This is a genomic window from Fibrisoma limi BUZ 3, from assembly GCF_000296815.2.
GTDB classification, from domain to species: Bacteria; Bacteroidota; Bacteroidia; order Cytophagales; family Spirosomataceae; genus Fibrisoma; species Fibrisoma limi.
Genome location: NZ_CAIT01000007.1, coordinates 256,798 through 277,027, shown reverse-complemented (window position 1 = coordinate 277,027; position 20,230 = coordinate 256,798). Strand labels below are relative to the sequence as shown.

The following is a 20,230-nucleotide window of genomic DNA, read 5'->3' as shown; positions in this document are numbered from 1 at the left end:
TTCATGAATACTCGTTTTCACGGCGTCGGCGTCGCCATTGTGACACCTTTCAACGCCGATCATTCGATTGATTTCGACGGTTTCGGCCGTTTGATTCAGCACGTCTCCGATGGGGGCGTCAAGTACATCGTCCTGCAGGGCACCACCGGCGAATCGCCCACGGTGACCAAGGCCGAGAAGAAACAGTTGCTGCAATTTCTGAAGGAGAACAACCCGAAAAACCTGCCCATTGTCTACGGTGTCGGCGGTAACGTAACGGCCGATGTTGTGGCCGCTATGAACGATACGGATTTCGAAGGCGTCAGCGCTATTCTGTCAGTTTGTCCGTACTACAACAAACCCGGCAAACGTGGCGTAATTGAGCACTTTACCCGGGTCGCTGATGCGTGTCCCGTACCGGTGATCATGTACAACATTCCGCCCCGGACGGGCATCAACATGACGGCCGATACGATCTGTACGCTGGCCGAGCACCCGAACATCATCGGCGTCAAAGAAGCGTCGTGTATCATTGAGCAGTGCATGGAAATCGCCCGCGACAAGCCCGAGGATTTTCTGCTTATCTCCGGCGACGACGTGCAGGCAGTTCCCATCATCAGCATTGGTGGCGTAGGGGTGATGTCGGTGATTGCCAACGCATTCCCGGCTCGGTTCAGCGCCATGATCGACGCGGCCCTGCGCGGTGACTTTGCGTTTGCGCAGCGCGAACTGGGGCATTTCCTGCGCATCGATCCGTTGCTGTACGAAGAGGGAAATCCGGTCGGGGTGAAAAAGATTCTTGAAATCCTGGGCTTTATCAGCTCCGAAGTACGTCTGCCGCTGGCAAAGGCCTCCGACGACCTGGGCGAACGATTTAAGGTGGTTATGCAGAAAGACGGGTTGGTTGAACTCGTAGCGTAATTCGCTGAGTTGAACCGGATTCGCTTTATGAATTAAATAGGAGAGGGTCGTTGAGGTTGATTGATGTGGTGTCGGTTCCGAACCTGACACCACATCAATCAACCTCACCCACCCTCAATTAGTAAGAAACTATGTCAACGGCGCCCTCCTCCAAAAACCCGGGCTATCAACCAGATGACGCCGACGATAACAACAATAACCAGGACAGCACCCGTCCAGGCACCTGCTTCAAAAATATCTCCGATCAATTCGCAACTGGTGAGCGAAAGAGTCAGGAAGAGGGCCACAAAGGCCGTTGTTAGAAACCGAAACCAATCTTTCATAATCGTTGAGTGTTTGATGTAGCGAACCTGACCGCTCTTCGCAGCCAGATGACGTAACAACTTCACCTCAGAAAGAATGTTTTCGCTGGTCATCAAACGTTCCACCAGTAAGTCCATTTTAATACCAGTGCCCGGTTCAGCACCGAAAAGAATCCTGGTACATCCTGGCCAATCTGTGCTCCGTTAGGCAGGTAGTTATCCGTGTAGACCAGAAAAAAGTCGGATGCGGGTTTATAACGCCACTGGATGCGGGCGTTCACATTCATGTTCTTCTGCTGCTCATTGTACTGCACAAACGTAGTCAGGTAAAGCGTGTTCGTCATGGTGACGTCTAAGCGTGGCCCAACCAGCCAGAACGTAGTACGTCCCCAGGGTTGCGGCAAGCGAATGTCGTTGTAGCTCGCGCTGGCCGCCAGACTGATGTATGGCTGGAACCGGTAGCCTCCGTCGATGGTCAGGTTCAGCCGGGTGCCGTTGGCGTAATAGCCGCCGTAGCGTGATGAAAAGCCGTAGGTAAACAGACTCTGTGGCTTGGACGTAAACTGAGTGCCCCACGCTTTCCAGGTATGCTCGGTGCCCGTCGTTAGGGTTTCGCGGCCGGTGTTGGTCGGATCGAAGGGGCTTAGCAGTCGTACGTAGTCGGTCGCAATCCAGCCTGTCAGGGTGGCCCGGCTCCGAAAGGTGACCAGGTAGCTCAGGTAGGTTTCGTTGTCGCTCTGCCGCCCGAAGGTATCGAAGAAATACGTCGACTGCACCTGCGGGCCGTGGCTCAGTACCTGACCACCCGTCGGGAAGAACGTATAGCCGAGTAATGCCAGCAGGCGTTGGTAGCCCCGGCGTGGTACGTAGCCCGCTTCGGCAGTGTAGTTCCGGCCCACCGCTTCAAATTGAGCGCCCACCAGCCATTGGCGGCTGTTGTACTGTAGGTTGGCGGCATACACATTGTTATTGGCGGATACGCCCGGCGTGGATACGCCCGGCGTGGATACGCCCGGCGTGGATACGCCCGGCGTATTCACGCTGGGTTGAAATGATTTCAGGTATAAAGCTTTGCCCGTCCAGAGGTTGTTCGATGAAGCCAGATTATACTCCAACCCCAGGTTGCGGTTGTATTGGCTATACGGCGGGGTTTCAGTCGAGGGGGTATAGTTCAGCGACTGTTTGTTTACGAACAGAACTCCTACGTTGGATCGGGCAAACACACGCCGTTGCAGGGCCAGCACTGCGAAGTTCTGCGCCGGTAGCTCCAGCGCATCCACGCGGCCGGTCTGCATATCCATTACGCCAAGTCGCCAGTCTTTGTTGAGTTTACCGCTAAGCCGGGCACCAAAACGAATGGGTACCCCACCCAGCCCGATCCGGCGACTGAAAAACGGTCGAATGTTGGTATAGCCGAAGTTGGTGAACTGATCGCCGTTTTCCAGAAAAAACTGTCGGCGCTCTGGAAAAAACAACTCAAACCGGTCGAGGTTAGTCACCTGTTGATCCACGTCTACCTGCGAAAAGTCAGGGTTTACGGTCAGGTCCAGGTTCAGCGACGACGTAATGGCGACTTTGGCATCCAGCCCCGCCGTAAAGCGCCCTTTGGTCGGAATGCTATGCTGATAGTCGCGCGTCAGACCGCTCAGGGCGTAGGGGATAAGCGAGATGTTTGGTCCCGGCCTGGGTGGCGGTACGTCCCAGACCAGTACGCCCGTGTAGGCCAGTGAGGCCGTCGGGAATTGCCGGGGAACCGGTGCCCAGGCCGATTTTTCGGTGGTTTTTAGATCCTGCCGACTAAAGTTGATTCCCCAGCGCGTAATGCCCTGTTTATACCGGATGGTCTTGAACGGGATGGCCATTTCCAGCACATAGCGATCGGCGTAGTTGCGCACCACCGACGTCCACTTGTTATCCCAGCTCAGGTTGGCCTTGCTGCCTTCATAGATTAGACCGTCCCACTGCGCTCCGGCCGCGTTGGTACCGAAGGTGAAACCGTTGGTCTGGTCATCGAACGTATCCATAAAGAAGATAAAGTTGTCGTTCCGGCCGAAGTTCCAGTCCCGCCGAAGCGACTCAACAATATAGGGCCCTGCTACGTTGCCGTGGAAACAGACGGCGCTCAGGTACAGATTGTGGTCGTCGTAGGTCATCCGAACGTCGGTCCGAACGGCGGCCCGGCTGGTATCCATAGGCAGCACCATCCAGAAATCACCGGCAACCTCGGCAGCCTGCCAGGCGGGTTCGTCAACAGAGCCGTCCAGCGTAATGGGCGACATGGCTCGCTGGATGTGGAGTTGATACGCATCATTTTTCTTCTGCGCCCACGCGAAAGAGGGAACTAACAACCAGCCAATACACAAAATTAGTAATGTCCGCACGGAGTAGATGTAAGCAATACGTTAACAAGCAAAGAAAGAGAAGAACATGATTTACCGTATAGCAAAACGCAGCGACCAGCGGCCACTGCGTTTTGCTATTGAAGCCAATTAGTTAATTACCCACCATAAATACAGCATTGCCGAACAGCAACTTGCCGTTGTACCAGAAACCCCGGAACAACGGATCGTCGGCGAGGTAAATGACTGTACCACGGCCGAGGCTTTGCACACCCATTGTCAGCGTGTTTTTCAGCTTCTCCTTCGCATTCCTGCCCGAGAAACCAGCTACGTAGTTGTTCGCTTTCAAATAGCCGACGTTCCAGCCATCTTTCAGGAAATCGAAATTATAGGCATTCTGCACCAAAGAATAGTACCCGTCTGACAGGCCGAATGCGAGCGGATGCGTTGTATCCAGATTGATCCGGTAAATACTGCCCGGTGTTTCGTCGGAAATAGCCGTCCGCTCCCGGTCGCCGTAAATCTTCAGCGAGTCGGCAGGGTTGCCTTTGTCCTTGCTGCTTTTGTCTTTACCGTCCTTATCTTCCTTCTCTTTGAGGTCAAAACCGTCTTTGCCGGCAAGGAATGATGCGGCTCGTTCCATGGCAATCAGTTTACCGCCCGCCCGAACCCATTCGCGGATGGCCGCGAGGTTCTTTTCATTCAGGAATCGGCTGTAATTGTAGTTGGTCGGCAGCACGAGTACGTCCAGTTTGCTCCACTCAACGTTCCCCAGCGCGTTACCGTCGATCAGCGTTACGGGGTACTCTAGTTCCTGATCGAAATAATGCCAGACTTCACCGGCGGCTGGGGGGAGCGTTCCGTCGCCGAGCACCAACCCAACCCGGGGCGCTTTCAGACCCGTCACAAAATCCGACCCAAAGTCAGACCCTTTGGTAACGAAACCCGTCTGCACGGGCGTAAGCGCAACGCCGGCTTTGGTTGCGGCCTGCGAAACCACCGCATCAAAACGGTCGCCCAGCCGTTCGTTGCCCGCCCGGGTGATGAGCAGGGTACCCGACTGGTACGTCTTACCGTCCAGCTCGAACGGCTTTTCAGCGGCCCGTACCCGAATCTTCTGCTTCAGCAGAGCCGCTAGCAACTGTACCGACGGCAACGACTGCCAGCGGGCGACGTAGGCATACGGACGGGAGGTTGCAGCCGACGGACTTTGAGGCTGAGTCGTTGCCTGCGGAGCCCGGCTCTCCGGATTGATGCGGTTTGTCAGGCCGTACGTTTGCAGTCCGAACGCATACGGCAGCGACCAGGCCGTAATGTCATACGTAGCCGAATCTTCCAGCGCTGAATTGGGTTCGAATAGAATTTTCAGCAGCGTTGATTTGGGCTGGTAGGCGCTGATGACCATATCCTCAGCCGCCACCGATACATTTTTCTCGTTCTTCTGAGAGGTGTAATTGAAACCAGCTACGTTCTGCGCTTTGCCAGCGTAGCCAAACCGGATCTGGTTGCGTTCCAGCAGTTGCTGCAAGGCTTTCAGGCGACCCGGATCGCCGTTGGCTTTGATTACGTATGACTTGTACGTACCAACCGGCGTGGTTCGGGCTTTTTCGAAGAAATTACCGAACTCCTTCACAACGTCCGCCGAGCGATCCGCGATGGATTCGAGCGTAGCAATACTGGATGCTACGTGGTGGTCAATCCGTTGGCGGAGTGTGAGGGTATCGCCGTCGGCTTTTTCGATCGCCAGACCGGCCCGACCGCTGCCACCCTGTTCATAGGTCATACCGATTGCGCCGTTGTAGGTCGGGTAAGTGTCGCCGTAGCTGGGGTAGAACAGGTCGAACCGTTCGCGGGTGTAATAAAGCCAGCCGTTCCGGTCGAAATACCGACTGCAATATTGCCCGATCACCTGCTGAAACTGCCGTTGGAAGGGCGTAATATCTTCGTGATACGGCTTGGCCGATGGCGCAAAGTAGTACGGACTTTCGACGCCCATTTCGTGGAAATCGCCGTGAACGTGGGGCATCCACTGATGATACAGCGCCATCCGTTGCTGGGTTATTTCCTGCGTTTGCCAGGCCCAGTCGCGGTTCGGATCAAACAGGTAGTGCGAGTACCGACCACCGGGCCAGGGTTCATTATGCTCCCGGGCAAAAGTCGTCGGATCGGCGTTTCGACCGGCCATCTGGTTATACCAGTTCACGTAGCGATCATGACCGTCGGGGTTCAGGCCCGGGTCGAGAATCACCACGGTTGTGTTCAGGACTTTTTTCGACACCGCATCGTTCGGGTCAAGCAGCCGGTACAGTACGTCCATGAATGCTTCCGAACTGACCGCTTCGTTGCCGTGTACGTTGTAGCTCAGCCACGCGATAGCTGGTTGGCTCGCCGATGACGCCTTCGAATCCACGATGGGACCATCAAGCAGACCAGTACGTTTTAGGTTATTGGTCCGGATCTCTTCCAGCCGGTTCAGGTTAGCTTCTGATGCTACCACAACAACCATGAGCTGACGCCCCTCGTGCGTTGTACCGTACGGAAGCAGTTTGACACGGTTAGGGGCCTGGCGGGCAACCTGCTCAGCATAAGTCAGTACGCGCTGGTGGGGCGTAAAACGTTCGCCAATTTTATACCCGAGGAATTGTGCCGGGGCGACGATGCCGGATGAATTTTGTACAGTGGGTGAAGTTTGCGCCGGGGCTGATAAGGATAAAACCGTCAGACCCGCCAGCAGCAACAGTTGTTTCATGAAATGGGGTTACTACAGCTAAGTTGATTTCATCAAAAATAGTAGTAAATCGGACAGAAAGGCGATTTGTGGCAAAATTTCGATTAGAGATATTGGATTATAAAATCATATACGTACTTTTGCACCACGTTTCGCCAACGTCCGGTACAAACCGCCATCTGGCCCATTCGTCTAGCGGTTAGGACACGTCCCTTTCACGGATGAAACAGGGGTTCGATTCCCCTATGGGTCACTACCACATTGGCGCAAACGGCCCATTCGTCTAGCGGTTAGGACACGTCCCTTTCACGGATGAAACAGGGGTTCGATTCCCCTATGGGTCACCAAGCCCGACCAGCATTGGTCGGGCTTTTTTATGTTCATAACTTGTTCGTACAGGTTAGGACACGTCCCTTTCACAGATGAAACAGGGCCGGGGTGACGCACCACTTCGATTCCCCTATGGGTCACCGGGCCCAACCAGCAATGGATGGGTTTTTCTTGTTCGTTCTTTCAAGGTGGTTCATTCGGTCAGACGTTTCGCCTGACTGAATCCAACCCGTGTGGTCTAACTAGTTGGCACGGTAACAGCTTATAAACCACAGATGGCTTGGTCTCATCGCTAAACTTCTGGTTAAATTTATCTAATGCACGTTAACCATGGCACGGTTCAGCGCGAGTATAGTCTACTATTTATGTGGAAAAAGATAAACACAATTATTTATTAAAAAAGTGTAACCATCACAGAATCAGCACTTGGCACGGTAGTTGGCAAAGGAGGGGTGTCAATCAACTTACTAACTATAAAACTACACAAGCTATGGCATCCCTAATGGATCGAGTATCGAATTTCTTCGGAGGCAATGACGCTGAAACCGGCGAAGGACTACGTAGCCTCTTTATCAATGAATTAAAAGCAATTTATTACGCCGAGAAACAAGCAGTTGACGCGCTGGGCGAGCAGGCGGATGCGGCTTCGACGGATGAGGTGCGGAATGCATTCCTGATGCACCAGGAAGAAACCCGTAACCAGATCATGCGGCTGGAGCGCGTATTTGACAGCATCGGTGTCGAAGCCGACAGCATGACGTGTGAGGCTATCGACGGCCTGGCTGAAGATGCTCAGAAAGTGGTGTCTATGACCGATTCTGGATCGCTGACGCGGGATGCGGGTCTGATCATTGCCGGGCAGAAGGTAGAACACCATGAAATTGCTGCCTATGGTTCGGCCGTAACGCTGGCTAAAGTACTTGGCTATCGCGAAGCTGCCCAATTACTTCAGCAGACGCTCCAGGAAGAGAAGAATACGGATCAGAAACTGACGCAACTGGCTGAGTCGTTCATTAACCAGCGGGCCGCTTCTGAATCTGACATGAATAATACCTATGGTGATCGTGATAACGATGCGCTACGCCCGGATGGTACTCGTTACGATGATCGAAACAGTACAGGCCAAACCTACCAGTCTGGCTCATCTTACAGCAGCGGTTCGCAAATGGGCGGTACCACTACGTATGGATCAGGCACGGTAGGTTCAAGCCCGAGTAGCACCGGTACAAGTAACGACGCTACGCTGGGTGGTATGTCCGGCGTGTAGGGCGTATCGTTAACCGATAATCAGTAAGGCTTATAATGAAAAAGGCTCCCATCGGGAGCCTTTTTCGTAGAAAGGTTATAGAACCAGAATAGTCATTTAGTTAAAGGACTGTTACCATCGCTATACTCTGGGTCAGGTTCTGTCCCATCGTTGTTCCCTACGCTTGTTCCATCGCCCGGGGCTGTGCTATCAATAGGCGTGCTGGCGGGTGCATTGACGTCGCCGACCAGATCCGAGGGATTATACTCTTCATTACCCATCTCGCCCTGATCTGGAATCTGCATCGGGCCACCCGTTTCGGGACGGTACGTTTGCGACTGCTCGTTCAGCATGGCATCCTGATTTACGTTTTCCATGTGTCGTTGAGTTTTGTGTTATGCGGTTTTGGTTTTCCTTACCGTGACCTCTATTCTATTAAACTAACCGCGGATAAAAACTTCCCACAACCGATTATACAACGTTCGGGCGTAGGAGTTAATGTCGTGCTGTGACCCATGAATGGTAAACGGCGTAAACCGGCGGTCCGAGGTTGGCAGCGGTTCAACCTGAATCGTACGGCCAGCCGTCCATCGCCCGGCAATCCGGCGGGTTGAACCGGTCAATCGAATGCCCGCGTCCGGCAGATCGATCGTGCAGGTTTCAGGGTGGTGGATTTTGGCCAGATCCAGCGAAAAACGCTGTAACTGACTGGCATCGAACCACGACAGGGGCGGCATGCTAAGGTGATCAGCCTCCCGGTTTTTACGGTACAGGAAGCGCAACGACAGCAGCGAGTGCCCGGCCGAAGCCCGTAACGTAACCTGTGTGTCGAGCACTTCCACGGGGGCTGTTTCGCTTGATGTAGAAAATTCTATATCCATAGCTGATGAAGCAGTTAATATTTAGGTAATAAACTAAGTAAACCAACGAGTGTTTTATATGTAATTACACGTAAATCATCTTCCGGGTCATGCCACCATCAACTACGAAATTCTGGCCGGTAATGAAACTGTTTTCCGGGCTAATCAGGAACAGAATCATACGGGCAATATCATCGGCCTGTCCCACGCGCCCGGCCGGATGCTGGGCATGATCTTCGGGCCGCAATTCGTCGGGCTTTGCTTTCGCTTTCTTCTTAAGGGCCGATACGTCGATCCAGCCGGGGCTAATGCAGTTCACCCGAATATCGGGCCCCAGGCTTACCGCCAATGCGTGCGTCAGGGCCAGCATACCACCCTTCGATGCAGAATAGGCAAAGGTATCCGGTTCTGACTGAAAAGCACGCGTAGACCCAATATTTACAATGCAACCCTTTTGAGCGGCCAGATAAGGGGCCGTGTGTTTGGCGCACAGGAACGCCCCGGTCAGGTTAGTACCGATCACGCGGTTCCATTCGTCGAGGGTCAGCTTATCCAGCGGTTTCTCAATCTGAATGGCTGCGTTGTTGATCAGGGCATCTACCTGCCCGAAATGTCCAATCGTTTGTTCGGCGGCTTTCCGAACGTTCAGTTCACTCGATACGTCGCAGGATACGAACAGTATCTGGGCGGTTGATGCCTTAAATGCTTCGCGAAGTTCGGCAAGGGCGTCGGTATCAGCCTCCCAGATAGCTACGCGGTAGCCATGCGTGAGCAGGTACTGTGTGGTGACACGTCCGATTCCTTGTCCGCCACCCGTTACAATAGCGGTTCTCATAACAATTTGGTAAAGCGTAAGAACGGGGAAGATAGGCCGTTTTTTAACACAACCGGCCAAAGAGTAGTTAAGAGGTCTGTATCCTTATTAAACGGGACACTGCCCCGCGTGGCCGCCCGGCGTTCACATTCGCTTCATGTTGCAGATTGCTTTTGCGCCTATTTACAGGCATCCGCTACCGGAAGGACACCGGTTCCCGATGGTTAAATACGAACTGATTCACGAACAGCTTTTGTACGAAGGCACCTGTACGGATGCCAACTTTTTTCATCCGCAGCCTGTGGACGATCGGTGGGTCTTGGGCGTACACACGGCTACGTATGTTCAGCAACTTCAGACATTGACCGTTGACCCAAAAATGGTACGTCGAATCGGATTCCCCCTGTCGGCGGGGCTGATTGAACGCGAATGGGTAATTACACAGGGTACCATCGACTGCACCCACAAAGCCCGGCGCGATGGCGTAGCGATGAACGTAGCTGGAGGTACTCACCATGCCTTTCCGGATAAGGGAGAAGGTTTTTGCTTACTGAACGACGTAGGGGTAGCTGCGCACTACCTGCTGGAAACGCAGCAGGTCCGGCAAATTCTTATTATTGACCTCGACGTGCACCAGGGCAACGGAACGGCCGTGATGTTTCAGCATGAGCCGCGCGTGTTTACGTTTAGCATGCACGGCAAAGACAATTACCCGCTGCATAAAGAGCAATCGGATCTGGATGTTGAATTGCCGACCGGTATGGAAGACGAAGAATACCTGAACGTATTGTATGATACGTTGCCCAAACTGATTCGGCAGGTGCAGCCGGATTTCCTGTTTTATGTATCAGGGGTCGATATTCTGGCTTCCGACCGGCTGGGCAAACTGAATGTTAGTCGCGAGGGATGCCGACAGCGGGACCGGTTCGTGTTTGGAGAGGCTCTGCGACATCAACTGCCGATTGCCGTATCGATGGGTGGAGGATATTCTCCCCGGATTGCCGACATCGTTGAAGCCCACTGCAATACGTTCCGGCTGGCGAATGAGATGTATTTTTAGAGGAAGGGAGGAAGGAAGGGGAGAAAGGGAGAAAGGGGAGAAAAGGAAAAAGGGATTTAACTTCACTAGTCCCTTTCTCCTTTCCTCCTCCTATTATGCCTTCGTAGCCTGCTGGTTAACTTTGCTGGTGGCAATACGAGTCAGTTTTTCATCTGTCGATTTTTCTTCCTGAAGGGTTTGCTCCAGTAGGTCGGCAATTTCCTGCTGACCCGCCTGCTGGGCCATGGTGCGGGCCGTACCATAGCCGGCAATTTCGTAATGCTCCATTTTCTGAGCCGCTCCGATAATGGCAGCGTCGGCCAGTTGATCATCCTCCAGTTGATCCAGCAGATCCTGCGCTTCCTCGATCAGGCCCTGCATACCCATGCAGGTTTCACCTTCCGTGCTGATGCCCATTTGCTGAGCGATCTGCTCCAGACGCCGTACCTGCTGTTCAGTTTCGCGCTGGTGCGTATCAAAAGCCTGACGCAGTTCGTTGTTCTGAACCCGCGAAGCCAATTGCGGCATAGCTTCCAGAGCCTGGGTTTCGGCGGAGTACAAGTCCTGGATCATGTGCTCCATTAGTTCATTAACGGTTTTCATAAAGGAAGTTGATTTGACTGTTGAATTGTAATCTATAAGTATATAGACAACATAGAGTCAACACAGGTTAAAAGTGGATGTTTAAAAAAGGCTGAAAATCGAGAGAGCGGACAATCAAACGGCCCGGTTTCTTTCCGGGTAAATCGAAAGAAGCCGGGCCGCAAAAAGGAAGGGTTGAATAGTTGGTATAGCGAAAATATAGTGTGGATAGAATGCCAACAAAGTTACTTTCCTATCTACACCACTACAATACCCGAATCCGGGTATATTCATACATCTATACGTTTTTAGATACCCACCTCAACCGCGAACCGAACCAATTCGGCAACCGTACTGATGCCGAGCTTGGCGTAAATGTTTTTGCGGTGAGTTTCAATGGTATACGGGCTAAGGTGCACTTTGTCGGCAATTTGTGGAGTGCTTAAACCGGCTTTAATGAGCCGGATAATTTCGACCTCCCGCGGTGAAAGTTTATACTTTTTCAGAAAGGTATCATCGGCGTGGTTGCTGAACTGTTTCTGATCCGCCAGCTTCGGGTCAAAGTACGTATTACCGCGAGCTACCTCCCGGATAGCTGTCAGTAGTTCGTCCTTGGTGGAGGTTTTGAGCATATAACCCAGAGCACCCGCTTTCCGAAAATCGTCGATGTACCGACTTTCTCCGTACATACTCAGAATCAGGATGCACAACTGCGGATGTTGCGTTAGGAGTAGCCGCGTAAGTTCCAGCCCATCCATTTCAGGCATGTTAAAATCAATAATGAGCACCCTGGGGCGGAGCTGCCGAACCTGGCTCAGCGCGTCCCGGCTATGATATATCTGGCCCAATATCGTTATATCCGGAGCGTCGGCGAGCATAGCCCTCAGGCCGTCGTTGAACAGACGGTGATCATCAATGATGAGTATGTTGATGACGGGTGTGGTTTCCGGTTGCGTCATAGGGCACGTCGAGCATGACAATGTAGCTTTGTTCGTTGCGATCTATTTCCAACGAAGCATGCAAGTATTCGGCCCTGTAAGATATGTTATTTTGTCCTATCCCTGGTGACAACTTAGTAGGAAACGGTTGATCCGTAGACGTTTGTGCCAAAGGAGTTTCAACAAGTATGCTTAAATGGCGAAGGTGATAACCGAGCTGGACAATTGCTAATCCCTGCCCGCCGTGTTTTAGCCCGTTCTGGATCAGTTCGGTGATGATGCGGTACGTAACGAGTTCGCGGGCCGGCTCCAGTCGGCGAACCGTTCCGAACAGAATGAATTCGAACTGCATACGCGATGACCGATTGACCCGATCGACCAGTTGCTGGATAACATCTGGAAGGGCGTATTTTTCGAATTCAACCGGCATCAGGTCGTGCGTGATGCCCCGCAGATCATTGCTGGCTTTATCGATCAGATCGTACGCTTTATGTACTTCAGGATGCATGCTTTGGACAGGTTCCTGTTCCCGGGCTCGTTCCAGCATTCCTTTGATGGTTGCCAATGTATTGCCAACGTCGTCGTGAAGGTCCTGGGCAATTCGTCGGCGTTCGCTTTCCTGCGCAGCCAATGTGTTCTGCGTCAGGCGTTGCTGGCGGGCAAATCGCTGCTTGTCAAACGTACTGACGCCCCAGACTACCAGCCCAACCAACGCGGCCAGACTCAATAGTATGAACCACCAGGTTTGCCAGAAAGGCGGCTGAATACGAATCTGAACCTGGGTAATGGGGGTGAGTTGCCCCCGGGCGTCCAGTGCTCGTACCTGAAAGGTATACGCGCCCGGCGATACATCGGCATACCGGACGGTATTGGTTTTTGTGAGGGTAACCCAGTTATTATCAACGCCTTTAAGCCGGTAAAAAAATGGATTATTGCCGTCACTGAAGTAGTCGAGGGCCGCGAAACTGATCGAAAAGGTACGCTGCTGCGATGTAAGCGTCACCTGACCGGTTTCTCCAATGAAGCCGGTGGCCCGGTACGGTTTGTCATTGACCTGAAAGTCAGCGATACGTACCGGAACGACAACGTTGTAATCGAGCTGGTTCGGCACAAAATGGTCGAGGCCGTGCACTCCGCCGAAATAAAAGGTTCCGTCCGAGCTGGCCAGGGCCGCGAAGCTGTTGTATTCCCGCCCTCTGGTCATGGAAACCGGGGTTATCATTTCCTGAGCCGGAAAAAACTTGGCCAGGCCGTTGTTGGTGCTGAGCCAGAACCGTCCTTTCTGATCGGGAAGCAGCGCGTAGACTACGTTGTTAGGGAGTCCCTGGCGGGTGGTGTAAATGCGAAGAGTTCGGCGGGTAGCCGGGTCAAAGCGGACGAGACCGCGGTCAGTACAGATCCAGAGACATCGGCGGGCCGGATCGGGATAAATGTCCAGGATATTAAATCCTGGCAGCGTGTTGTAAACCCACGTTAACTTCCCGTTTTTGTACTGATAGACCATTAAATCCTGATCCCGGCGACCAGCGTACAGAAGCTGCGTGACAGCGTCGAAATAAAGTGTGCCATAGTAATTGCTTCCAGCATCTACTTGACCCAGTGGACGAAGCTGAGGGTCGTGGATAAAAAGGCCGGCGTAGGTGGCCACGATGAAATTGCCGTCGGGTAGTTCCTTAATACCGCGAATGTACTGACAGTCCTGATCGTCGCGACAGAGCGGATTCGGAATGACCACAAACCGGTCGCCGACAGGATCATATTGCTGAATACCACGCTGGTTGGCAATAAGTAGCCGACCGTTTCGAGTCTCAACAATATGGCGGATGTTGCCCTTGGTCGTTACGCCCATCTCTACGGTATACGCCCGCATGGTACCCGAAGCAGGATCAAGGCGTCGAATCCCTCCGTCGACGGTACCGATCCATATCTGATGCCGCCGATCTTCGCAGAGGCCCCGGATGGCGTGGCTGTTTAGGTCATTAACGTCGGCGGGGTTATCGGAAAATGTTTCAATACGGTAATTATCAGGATAGATTATGTCAATGCCGAACGGGTCGCTGTTTACCCAGACTAAACCCAGATCATCGACATATAGCTCTGAGATCTGGTTGGTTAACAGCGAACGCGCTCTATTTAGCCCAGGTGCCACTTCCCGAACGATCTGCATCCGGAGGGGGTCATACAGCCAGGCTCCGGCCCCTTCGACAGCCAGCCACCAACGTCCCTGCTGGTCTTCCATCATGCTCTGGAATCGGTAAAGGCCAATACCCGGCCGGAGGGTATGTTGGTGCCGGAGACTCGTTAACGTAGAGTCAAATTCATAAATACCCGCCGAACTGCCTAAGCAGTAATGACCGTTGCGAGCTCGGTAAAGCGACTGAAAAAGTTGCCGGCCGGGAATGACGTCGGTTGGCTGGCCCGAATAGTAGGTGGTTAAACGACGGGTTGGCCAGTGGTAGCGGGCAAACCCCACAGGCAGCAGAAAAACCAGTGACTGATCGGCGGGCCGGTAGTTGATCCATTCCGTAGTGATAGTCGATTTGGGTCTTATCTGCTGGTTAATAAAGGTCTTATGCTGAGTACGGAAATTAAGTTTGACAACACCTTCAATGGCATTACAGTACCAGACCGTTGAGTCGTCGGCGTAGAAAGGCGTGTGCAGACTGAAGCGTTTCTGCCCCCGGTTATTGGTTACGTAGTAGCGCCGGAACGAGTTGGTTCGGCGGACGTACTGGCTGAGACAATCTTCGGTTCCCGCCCACAAATCGCCTGAAGGTGCTTCAACCAGCCCCTGAATTTCGCCTTTGCCGATCGTTGTCGAATCGAGTTCGTCAAACTGATACCGCGTAAACCGCGTACCATCGAAGCGGTTGAGTCCGTCCTGACTGCCCACCCAGATAAATCCCCGCGAGTCTTTAAGGATGTGGTAGCAAGTGCCCTGCGAAAGCCCGTCGGCGGTGGTGAGGTGACGCACCGGAAACGGGTGTTGGGCATGAACAAGCCTGAACAAACAGGCAAGCACAAATAAAAGCCAGCGCATAGCGACAAGGTGTAGGATAGCGCTATAAACTTACGACTTGGTTAATCGGTATAAAATACCGGGATACTGGTATTTGTTGCATCGACGAACTTCTTTTCGTTCTTTGCGAAAACGGTAAACCTTTTGAGGGTAGATGAAGGAGAATCTGGTCAAGCAAAAACTGATTAATAAACAGCCCGTACTGGGCGTACTGTCCAATAGTGCCGACCCAACCATTGCCGAACTGTGCGGCTTTTCGGATCTTGATTTTTACATGATCGACGGCGAACATAGCCCCGTCACTACGGCTCAGGTGCAGGACATTGTGCGGGCGTGCGAAGCTAGCGGCATTACGGCCCTGGCCCGGGTCCGTAGTGGTGATCCTAAGCTGATTCTGCAATTTCTGGATGCGGGTGTAATGGGCGTCATGATTCCGGGCGTTACCTCCGTTGCCGAAGTAGAAGCGCTGGTTCAGGCGGTGAAGTACCCGCCGGTAGGTAGCCGTGGACTGGGCCCGGTACGAGCTGCCGATTACCTGCTGGGAAGCATGAGTCAGGGCGAATACGTTCAGTATGCCAATGAACAGACGCTGCTGTTGCCCCAGATTGAAACCGTTGAGGCCGTCAACAATCTCGAGGCTTTGTGTCAGGTGCCGGGAATCGATGGTTTTGTCGTTGGACCGCGGGACCTGGCTATGTCAATGGGCTATTACGATGGGCCGGCCAATAGTGAAGTTCGAAAAGTAATTGCCGGTATTGTGGAAACCGTGCTGAAGGCCGGGTTGGTAATCGGCACAACGGCTGCCACAGGCGATCAGGCCCGGGCGCTGATCGACCGCGGGGTTTTATTCTGCCTGAACTCGGTAGCCGGTTTGCTCCGATCGGCGGCTGGTGATTATTTGAAAGGAAAAGAACCGGCCGGGCAACCCTCCTGATGAGATCAATTGTCCAAACTAAATCGAGGGCCTGCTGAAAAACATTCTTGCCTTTCCAACGATTTAGTAGTGGAGTGAATCGGAGGAACAGGAAAACAAAAAAAATTAAGGTTTTTCTGATGAGTTTGGGACAGCCTGCCCGAATCACTAACGGATAACTATAGGCCGATCGTTTTCGGCAAAGCGTGAACACAAAATTGTGCTTGTAGTTTATTCGGTAATTTGCAGAAACCAGGTTCCGTAATCAGCTAATATACAGCAAGGATAAGGACATGGTCCGACGACAACAGAGAATGCCATGTCAACACTGTTAATGGCTCAGGTGAATGGAAACAGGCCGTCTTCAGAGAGTAATGTCAGCTTTTGACCATAAAAAAATAATAATCTGATGGTGCAAATTTTACGTCCTAGTGCTTACGTTTGCCGCATAAATACAACATTAGCGGTTTTGAGAGAGCACTGTCTTCCGCGAAATCCCGGATAAGAGGTTACGAAAATTGACCATTGCCATCTTTAGTGTGCACTTTTTTATGAAATAGTATGCTGAGCACGTACATCAACTCGAAAAAAAATTATTTTCGTCCGTCGGCGATGAACGGCTTCACTGCAAATTTCAGCGCACTAATACATAGGCAATTGGTTCATTGGGCGATAAAATCCACTGTTTTTGTAGGATGACCGTTCCCTAATTTTCTTTAGGGGCTTTTGTGAAATTAACAGTTTAGTTAGAAACATTGCGTCAAAATTAAATCCGTCTCTATGCGAACATTTATCCAACAACACCCCCTGCGGATGCTGGCTGGACTCGTGTGGCTGAGTTGCGCTATGCCTTCCATCAGCCTTGCTCAACAAGTTGATACTGTCCGGCGAGATGCGGTGCAGCAATCTACGGTTGCTACCTCATCCGCGGCAACTGATACGGTCCGACCCCGCGACCGTGACCTTTATCGTGATAATATTTACAGGCTGGGCAAGCGTCCCTTCGCCGACACGTTGAACCGGCAGGATTTCAAAGCCGTGGCCAGCGACGTCGCCGAACTGGATGATTGCGACACAACCTTCCAGACGTTTATTCTCGTACGTAGACAATCTCCCTGGCGGGTTGGACTTTTTGCGGGCCCAAACTTTGCCTATTGCGGTACATGGGAGAATACGTTCGGACCTAACCGTCGTGATAATACCCTGTACAACGGTGCCGGTATTAACGTAACGGCCAACGTTGATTACTTCCTGACTCGTCCTGAGCGCCGGCTGCGTTTCGGTGTTGGTGGAGTGCTGGGTTATCAGAACTACGTAACGCGTCGGATCTACCGGGATTATCTGTTTTCGCTGGCTAATGCCCGCGGTATTTCAAGTGATCAGGTGCTGTTTAAGCAGCGCGCGTCCGACGACTTTTACCTTGCTCTCGGACCGGTCGTAACGTTTAACTTCTCGCGGAACCGGACGGGCCTGCGGACGGGTACGTTCCTCGAACTGGGTCTGCGTGGCGGTCTGTTCCGGACGGAAGCCGCTACCATCACAGCTTCAGTACCGAGCCAGGCTGATCTGTTGATCCGGTCGGTTAACCCGAGCACAAAGATTCTGCGCCCGGGTGGTATTCTGTCGCTGGGCGTGTTCTTCCCGCTGCGTAACAACTGGCACATCGGTGTGCAGGCGCAGGGCTTCTACACGCGTCTCAACTACCTGATCGTTAACGGTATCGACGATCAACTGCTTGAGTTCAGCCGGAAACACGGTGGTTTCAGCGCCGGCGTTGCCGTACGGAAGAGCTTCATCGAGCGCAAGCTGATCCCGAAGGCTCCGATTGTCTGCCCGGTTTGCGACTCAATCCCGCAACTGGCCGTACGTTTTGCTAACAACAACCCGCTGGCCGGTCTGTCATACGCAGCCGACAGCCTGCCGTCGAACTCAACGCCGGTTATTAGCTGGCGCAGCACGACTCCGAACCCTCAGAACGAAACCTTCACGGCTCGTCTGCACTACAAGGCTGACACGCTGGGTGCCGCCCGCGACACAATCATCGCTCAGGTTGTAAATACGACCGACACGACGCTGACATTCCCGCAGGCATACCTGGATTCGGCTGGTCGCCCGGCACGTGGTTTCTACTACGTAACGGTTCACAACCGTCAGGAAGCGAAATGCGGCACGTGTATGAGTGAAGTGGCAACCGCCAGCTTCACAATCCTCGGACCTCGTGGTGCTGAAGAGTGTGAGTTCCGCCACCGTTTGGAGCGTCTGGAAGTATACTACCGCACACCATACACGCGTGAAATTGCGAACGTCTGCTACTGTAACGGTCAGATCACGTCCGTGGGCGACACTGTTCTGCGTCTGAGATACCGCACGCTGAACCGCCGTCTGGCTGAAGCGGCTGTCGAGTTCGATACGAACACCGTGATCCTGAACCTGAACCAACTGCCGGGTACGCTGGCTCAGACGCTGCAAACCGAGAAGTCTCGGATCGAAAGCGGCAATGCCATCCGCTACAGAGGCCGTCGGGTACGTCCGCAGGTGCTGTACTTCCGCGCTGTGTTCACGGTTACGAAACTGCCGTGCAACGGTCAGCCTGAGCAGCCGGTGGGTAGCTTCAACACGACGATCAGCGACAACACTATGTCGATCACTGACCTGAAGCCGCTGACGGATGAGCAGAAGGCTCGCCTGCTGGCACCGCCTGCACCGACTCGCAAAGCTCCGGCTCGTCGCCGGGCTGGCAACAGCGGCCGCCGTTCAGATGTAAGCTTTGATCTGAACTAAGCAACGATAAATCGAATGCAAAAACCGGGGGCTCAGGCTCCCGGTTTTTTTATGTTTGTCCCAACTTGTACGGAATATGATGAAGCTCTTTTTTACCGCCCTGATGTTCTACACGCGCCTGCCCGTTCCGAAAGGAATTGACCATTCGGCAGATGCACTAAACCGGGCCACTGTGTTCTTTCCCCTGATTGGCTGGATTGTGGGCGCGGTTGGGGTTGGAGTTTACTGGCTCGGTACGGTACTGTTTCCGCCAACCTACCTGCCCATTCTGTTCAGCATGATCGCAACTATCTGGATTACGGGTGCTTTTCACGAAGATGGGTTCGCCGATGTATGCGATGGCTTCGGGGGCGGCTGGACTAAAGCGCAGATTCTGACCATCATGAAAGACAGCCGGTTGGGAACCTACGGTACCATCGGGCTGGTCTTGCTGCTGGCGGTCAAGTTTTTTGCGTTGCAATCGCTCCTGTCGGTGGAAGCATTTGGCTGGGGCGTAGCTCTGAAATACGTATCAGCGCATAGCGTCAGTCGATTTGTGGCAGCAACGGTCATTCCGGCCTTGCCTTATGCTCGGGAAGACGATGAAGCGGCCAAGGCAAAACCCGTAGCCGAGGGGATCAGCGCCGGGCAGGTCGTTATAGCGGGTGTGTTTGGTATTGGGCCGCTGATAGTACTCTGGGCGCTCACAGGGCTCTGGATTTACCTGACGTTCCTGATTCCGTTGCTGTTGCTGCGCTGGCGGCTTATAGCGTTTTTCCGGCGCTGGATCGGTGGCTATACCGGCGATTGCCTGGGGGCCACCCAGCAACTTGCGGAAGTAATTATGTACCTGTCGTACGTTTCGTTGTTATGGATATCTATTTGATTCGGCATACCGAAGTTGCCGTGGGGCGTAGCGTGGCCTACGGGCAGACCGATGTGGAGCTGGCCGACAATTACATTGAACAACGGGACCGGCTACGCACGTTTCTGCCAACGGAGTTATCGGCCGTTACGTTTGCGAGTCCGCTTAGCCGATGCCGGAAACTGGCGCTTGAGCTAACGGAAGCCGACGAGCCGGTTCTTTTTGACGATCGGCTCAAAGAGATTCACTTTGGCGACTGGGAGCTAGTACCCTGGAGCGACATTAGCCGGGAGGTACTGGACCCCTGGATGGCTGACTTTGTGAACGTACGGACGCCGAACGGCGAAAACTTTCAGGATGTATTCGATCGGGTTGGGACGTTCTGGCGGGAGCAGATTGTCCCCCTCGCGGAAACTGGCACCGGGCAGCCGGTGTTTGTTATTACACACGGGGGGGTAATTCGGGCTTTGCTGTGTCTGTTTCTGGATTTATCTTTGCAGAATGCCTACCGGCTTCATCTGGACTATGGCTCGGTAACTAAAGTAACCACGAACGGGTTATACCATACGATACAATACATTAATCGCTGAATTGA

At 53.1% G+C, this 20,230-nt stretch carries 16 protein-coding genes and 2 tRNA genes; 9 read left to right on the top strand and 9 right to left on the bottom strand.

The features are described from left to right. Window positions 1-3 precede the first annotated feature (3 nt). Complete coding sequence (gene dapA / locus BN8_RS17405; RefSeq protein WP_009283228.1) at window positions 4-900, top strand: 4-hydroxy-tetrahydrodipicolinate synthase; 897 nt, start codon at window positions 4-6, stop codon at window positions 898-900. A gap of 134 nt (window positions 901-1,034) precedes the next feature. Here the strand turns inward: dapA and BN8_RS33805 are convergent, their stop codons facing one another. The 3 genes from BN8_RS33805 to BN8_RS17390 all read right to left on the bottom strand — a co-directional run bounded on the left by BN8_RS33805 (window position 1,035) and on the right by BN8_RS17390 (window position 6,290). After that, complete coding sequence (locus BN8_RS33805) at window positions 1,035-1,340, bottom strand: hypothetical protein (protein WP_310589791.1); 306 nt, start codon at window positions 1,338-1,340, stop codon at window positions 1,035-1,037. Continuing rightward, window positions 1,316-3,481: a carbohydrate binding family 9 domain-containing protein gene (locus BN8_RS17395; RefSeq protein WP_009283226.1), complete on the bottom strand. Its 2,166-nt coding sequence runs from the start codon at window positions 3,479-3,481 to the stop codon at window positions 1,316-1,318. Before BN8_RS17395 ends, BN8_RS33805 begins: the two co-directional genes overlap by 25 nt. 214 nt (window positions 3,482-3,695) lie before the next feature. Beyond that, window positions 3,696-6,290, bottom strand: coding sequence for a M14 family metallopeptidase (locus BN8_RS17390; RefSeq protein WP_009283225.1), 2,595 nt, complete (start codon window positions 6,288-6,290; stop codon window positions 3,696-3,698). Window positions 6,291-6,450: 160 nt separating this feature from the next. Between BN8_RS17390 and BN8_RS17385 the strand changes: the two genes are divergently transcribed. The 3 genes from BN8_RS17385 (at window position 6,451) to BN8_RS17375 (ending at window position 7,866) form a co-directional block, all read left to right on the top strand. Continuing rightward, window positions 6,451-6,522, top strand: a tRNA-Glu gene (locus BN8_RS17385). A gap of 19 nt (window positions 6,523-6,541) precedes the next feature. Next, window positions 6,542-6,616 (top strand) — tRNA-Glu (locus BN8_RS17380). 473 nt (window positions 6,617-7,089) lie between these two features. After that, the gene (locus BN8_RS17375; protein WP_009283224.1) at window positions 7,090-7,866 is read left to right on the top strand and encodes a YciE/YciF ferroxidase family protein; all 777 of its coding nucleotides are present in this window, start codon (window positions 7,090-7,092) and stop codon (window positions 7,864-7,866) included. Window positions 7,867-7,958: 92 nt separating this feature from the next. Here the strand turns inward: BN8_RS17375 and BN8_RS17370 are convergent, their stop codons facing one another. From BN8_RS17370 to BN8_RS17360, 3 genes are all read right to left on the bottom strand, one after another. Beyond that, window positions 7,959-8,222 carry a hypothetical protein gene (locus BN8_RS17370; protein WP_009283223.1) on the bottom strand — a complete coding sequence of 88 codons (264 nt, stop codon included), beginning with the start codon at window positions 8,220-8,222 and terminating at the stop codon, window positions 7,959-7,961. A 63-nt stretch (window positions 8,223-8,285) separates the two neighbouring features. Then, a complete protein-coding gene (locus tag BN8_RS17365; protein ID WP_009283222.1) occupies window positions 8,286-8,726 on the bottom strand; it encodes a hypothetical protein in 441 nt (146 codons plus the stop codon). A 64-nt stretch (window positions 8,727-8,790) separates the two neighbouring features. Beyond that, a complete protein-coding gene (locus BN8_RS17360; protein ID WP_009283221.1) occupies window positions 8,791-9,540 on the bottom strand; it encodes a glucose 1-dehydrogenase in 750 nt (249 codons plus the stop codon). Window positions 9,541-9,676: 136 nt separating this feature from the next. Here BN8_RS17360 and BN8_RS17355 point away from each other — a divergent pair, with 136 nt between their 5' ends. After that, window positions 9,677-10,579, top strand: a complete 903-nt coding sequence (locus tag BN8_RS17355) for a histone deacetylase family protein (protein ID WP_009283220.1) — start codon at window positions 9,677-9,679, stop codon at window positions 10,577-10,579. Window positions 10,580-10,672: 93 nt separating this feature from the next. Here BN8_RS17355 and BN8_RS17350 read toward each other — a convergent pair whose 3' ends face one another. From BN8_RS17350 to BN8_RS17340, 3 genes are all read right to left on the bottom strand, one after another. Further along, on the bottom strand, window positions 10,673-11,161 hold the full coding sequence (locus BN8_RS17350) for a YciE/YciF ferroxidase family protein (protein WP_009283219.1): 489 nt from the start codon (window positions 11,159-11,161) through the stop codon (window positions 10,673-10,675). Between the two features lie 287 nt (window positions 11,162-11,448). Beyond that, entirely contained in the window at window positions 11,449-12,099 is a 651-nt protein-coding gene (locus tag BN8_RS17345; RefSeq protein ID WP_009283218.1) for a response regulator, read from the bottom strand. Continuing rightward, window positions 12,053-15,118: a ligand-binding sensor domain-containing protein gene (locus BN8_RS17340; RefSeq protein WP_009283217.1), complete on the bottom strand. Its 3,066-nt coding sequence runs from the start codon at window positions 15,116-15,118 to the stop codon at window positions 12,053-12,055. The genes BN8_RS17345 and BN8_RS17340 overlap by 47 nt, the downstream gene beginning before the upstream one ends. Window positions 15,119-15,251: 133 nt before the next feature. Between BN8_RS17340 and BN8_RS17335 the strand changes: the two genes are divergently transcribed. The 4 genes from BN8_RS17335 (at window position 15,252) to cobC (ending at window position 20,225) form a co-directional block, all read left to right on the top strand. Further along, window positions 15,252-16,031, top strand: a complete 780-nt coding sequence (locus BN8_RS17335) for an HpcH/HpaI aldolase family protein (protein ID WP_009283216.1) — start codon at window positions 15,252-15,254, stop codon at window positions 16,029-16,031. Window positions 16,032-16,790: 759 nt separating this feature from the next. After that, window positions 16,791-18,791, top strand: coding sequence for a porin family protein (locus BN8_RS17330; RefSeq protein WP_009283215.1), 2,001 nt, complete (start codon window positions 16,791-16,793; stop codon window positions 18,789-18,791). A gap of 76 nt (window positions 18,792-18,867) precedes the next feature. Beyond that, window positions 18,868-19,656, top strand: a complete 789-nt coding sequence (locus BN8_RS17325) for an adenosylcobinamide-GDP ribazoletransferase (protein ID WP_009283214.1) — start codon at window positions 18,868-18,870, stop codon at window positions 19,654-19,656. Beyond that, on the top strand, window positions 19,641-20,225 hold the full coding sequence (gene cobC / locus BN8_RS17320; protein ID WP_009283213.1) for an alpha-ribazole phosphatase family protein: 585 nt from the start codon (window positions 19,641-19,643) through the stop codon (window positions 20,223-20,225). The genes BN8_RS17325 and cobC overlap by 16 nt, the downstream gene beginning before the upstream one ends. Window positions 20,226-20,230 lie beyond the last annotated feature (5 nt).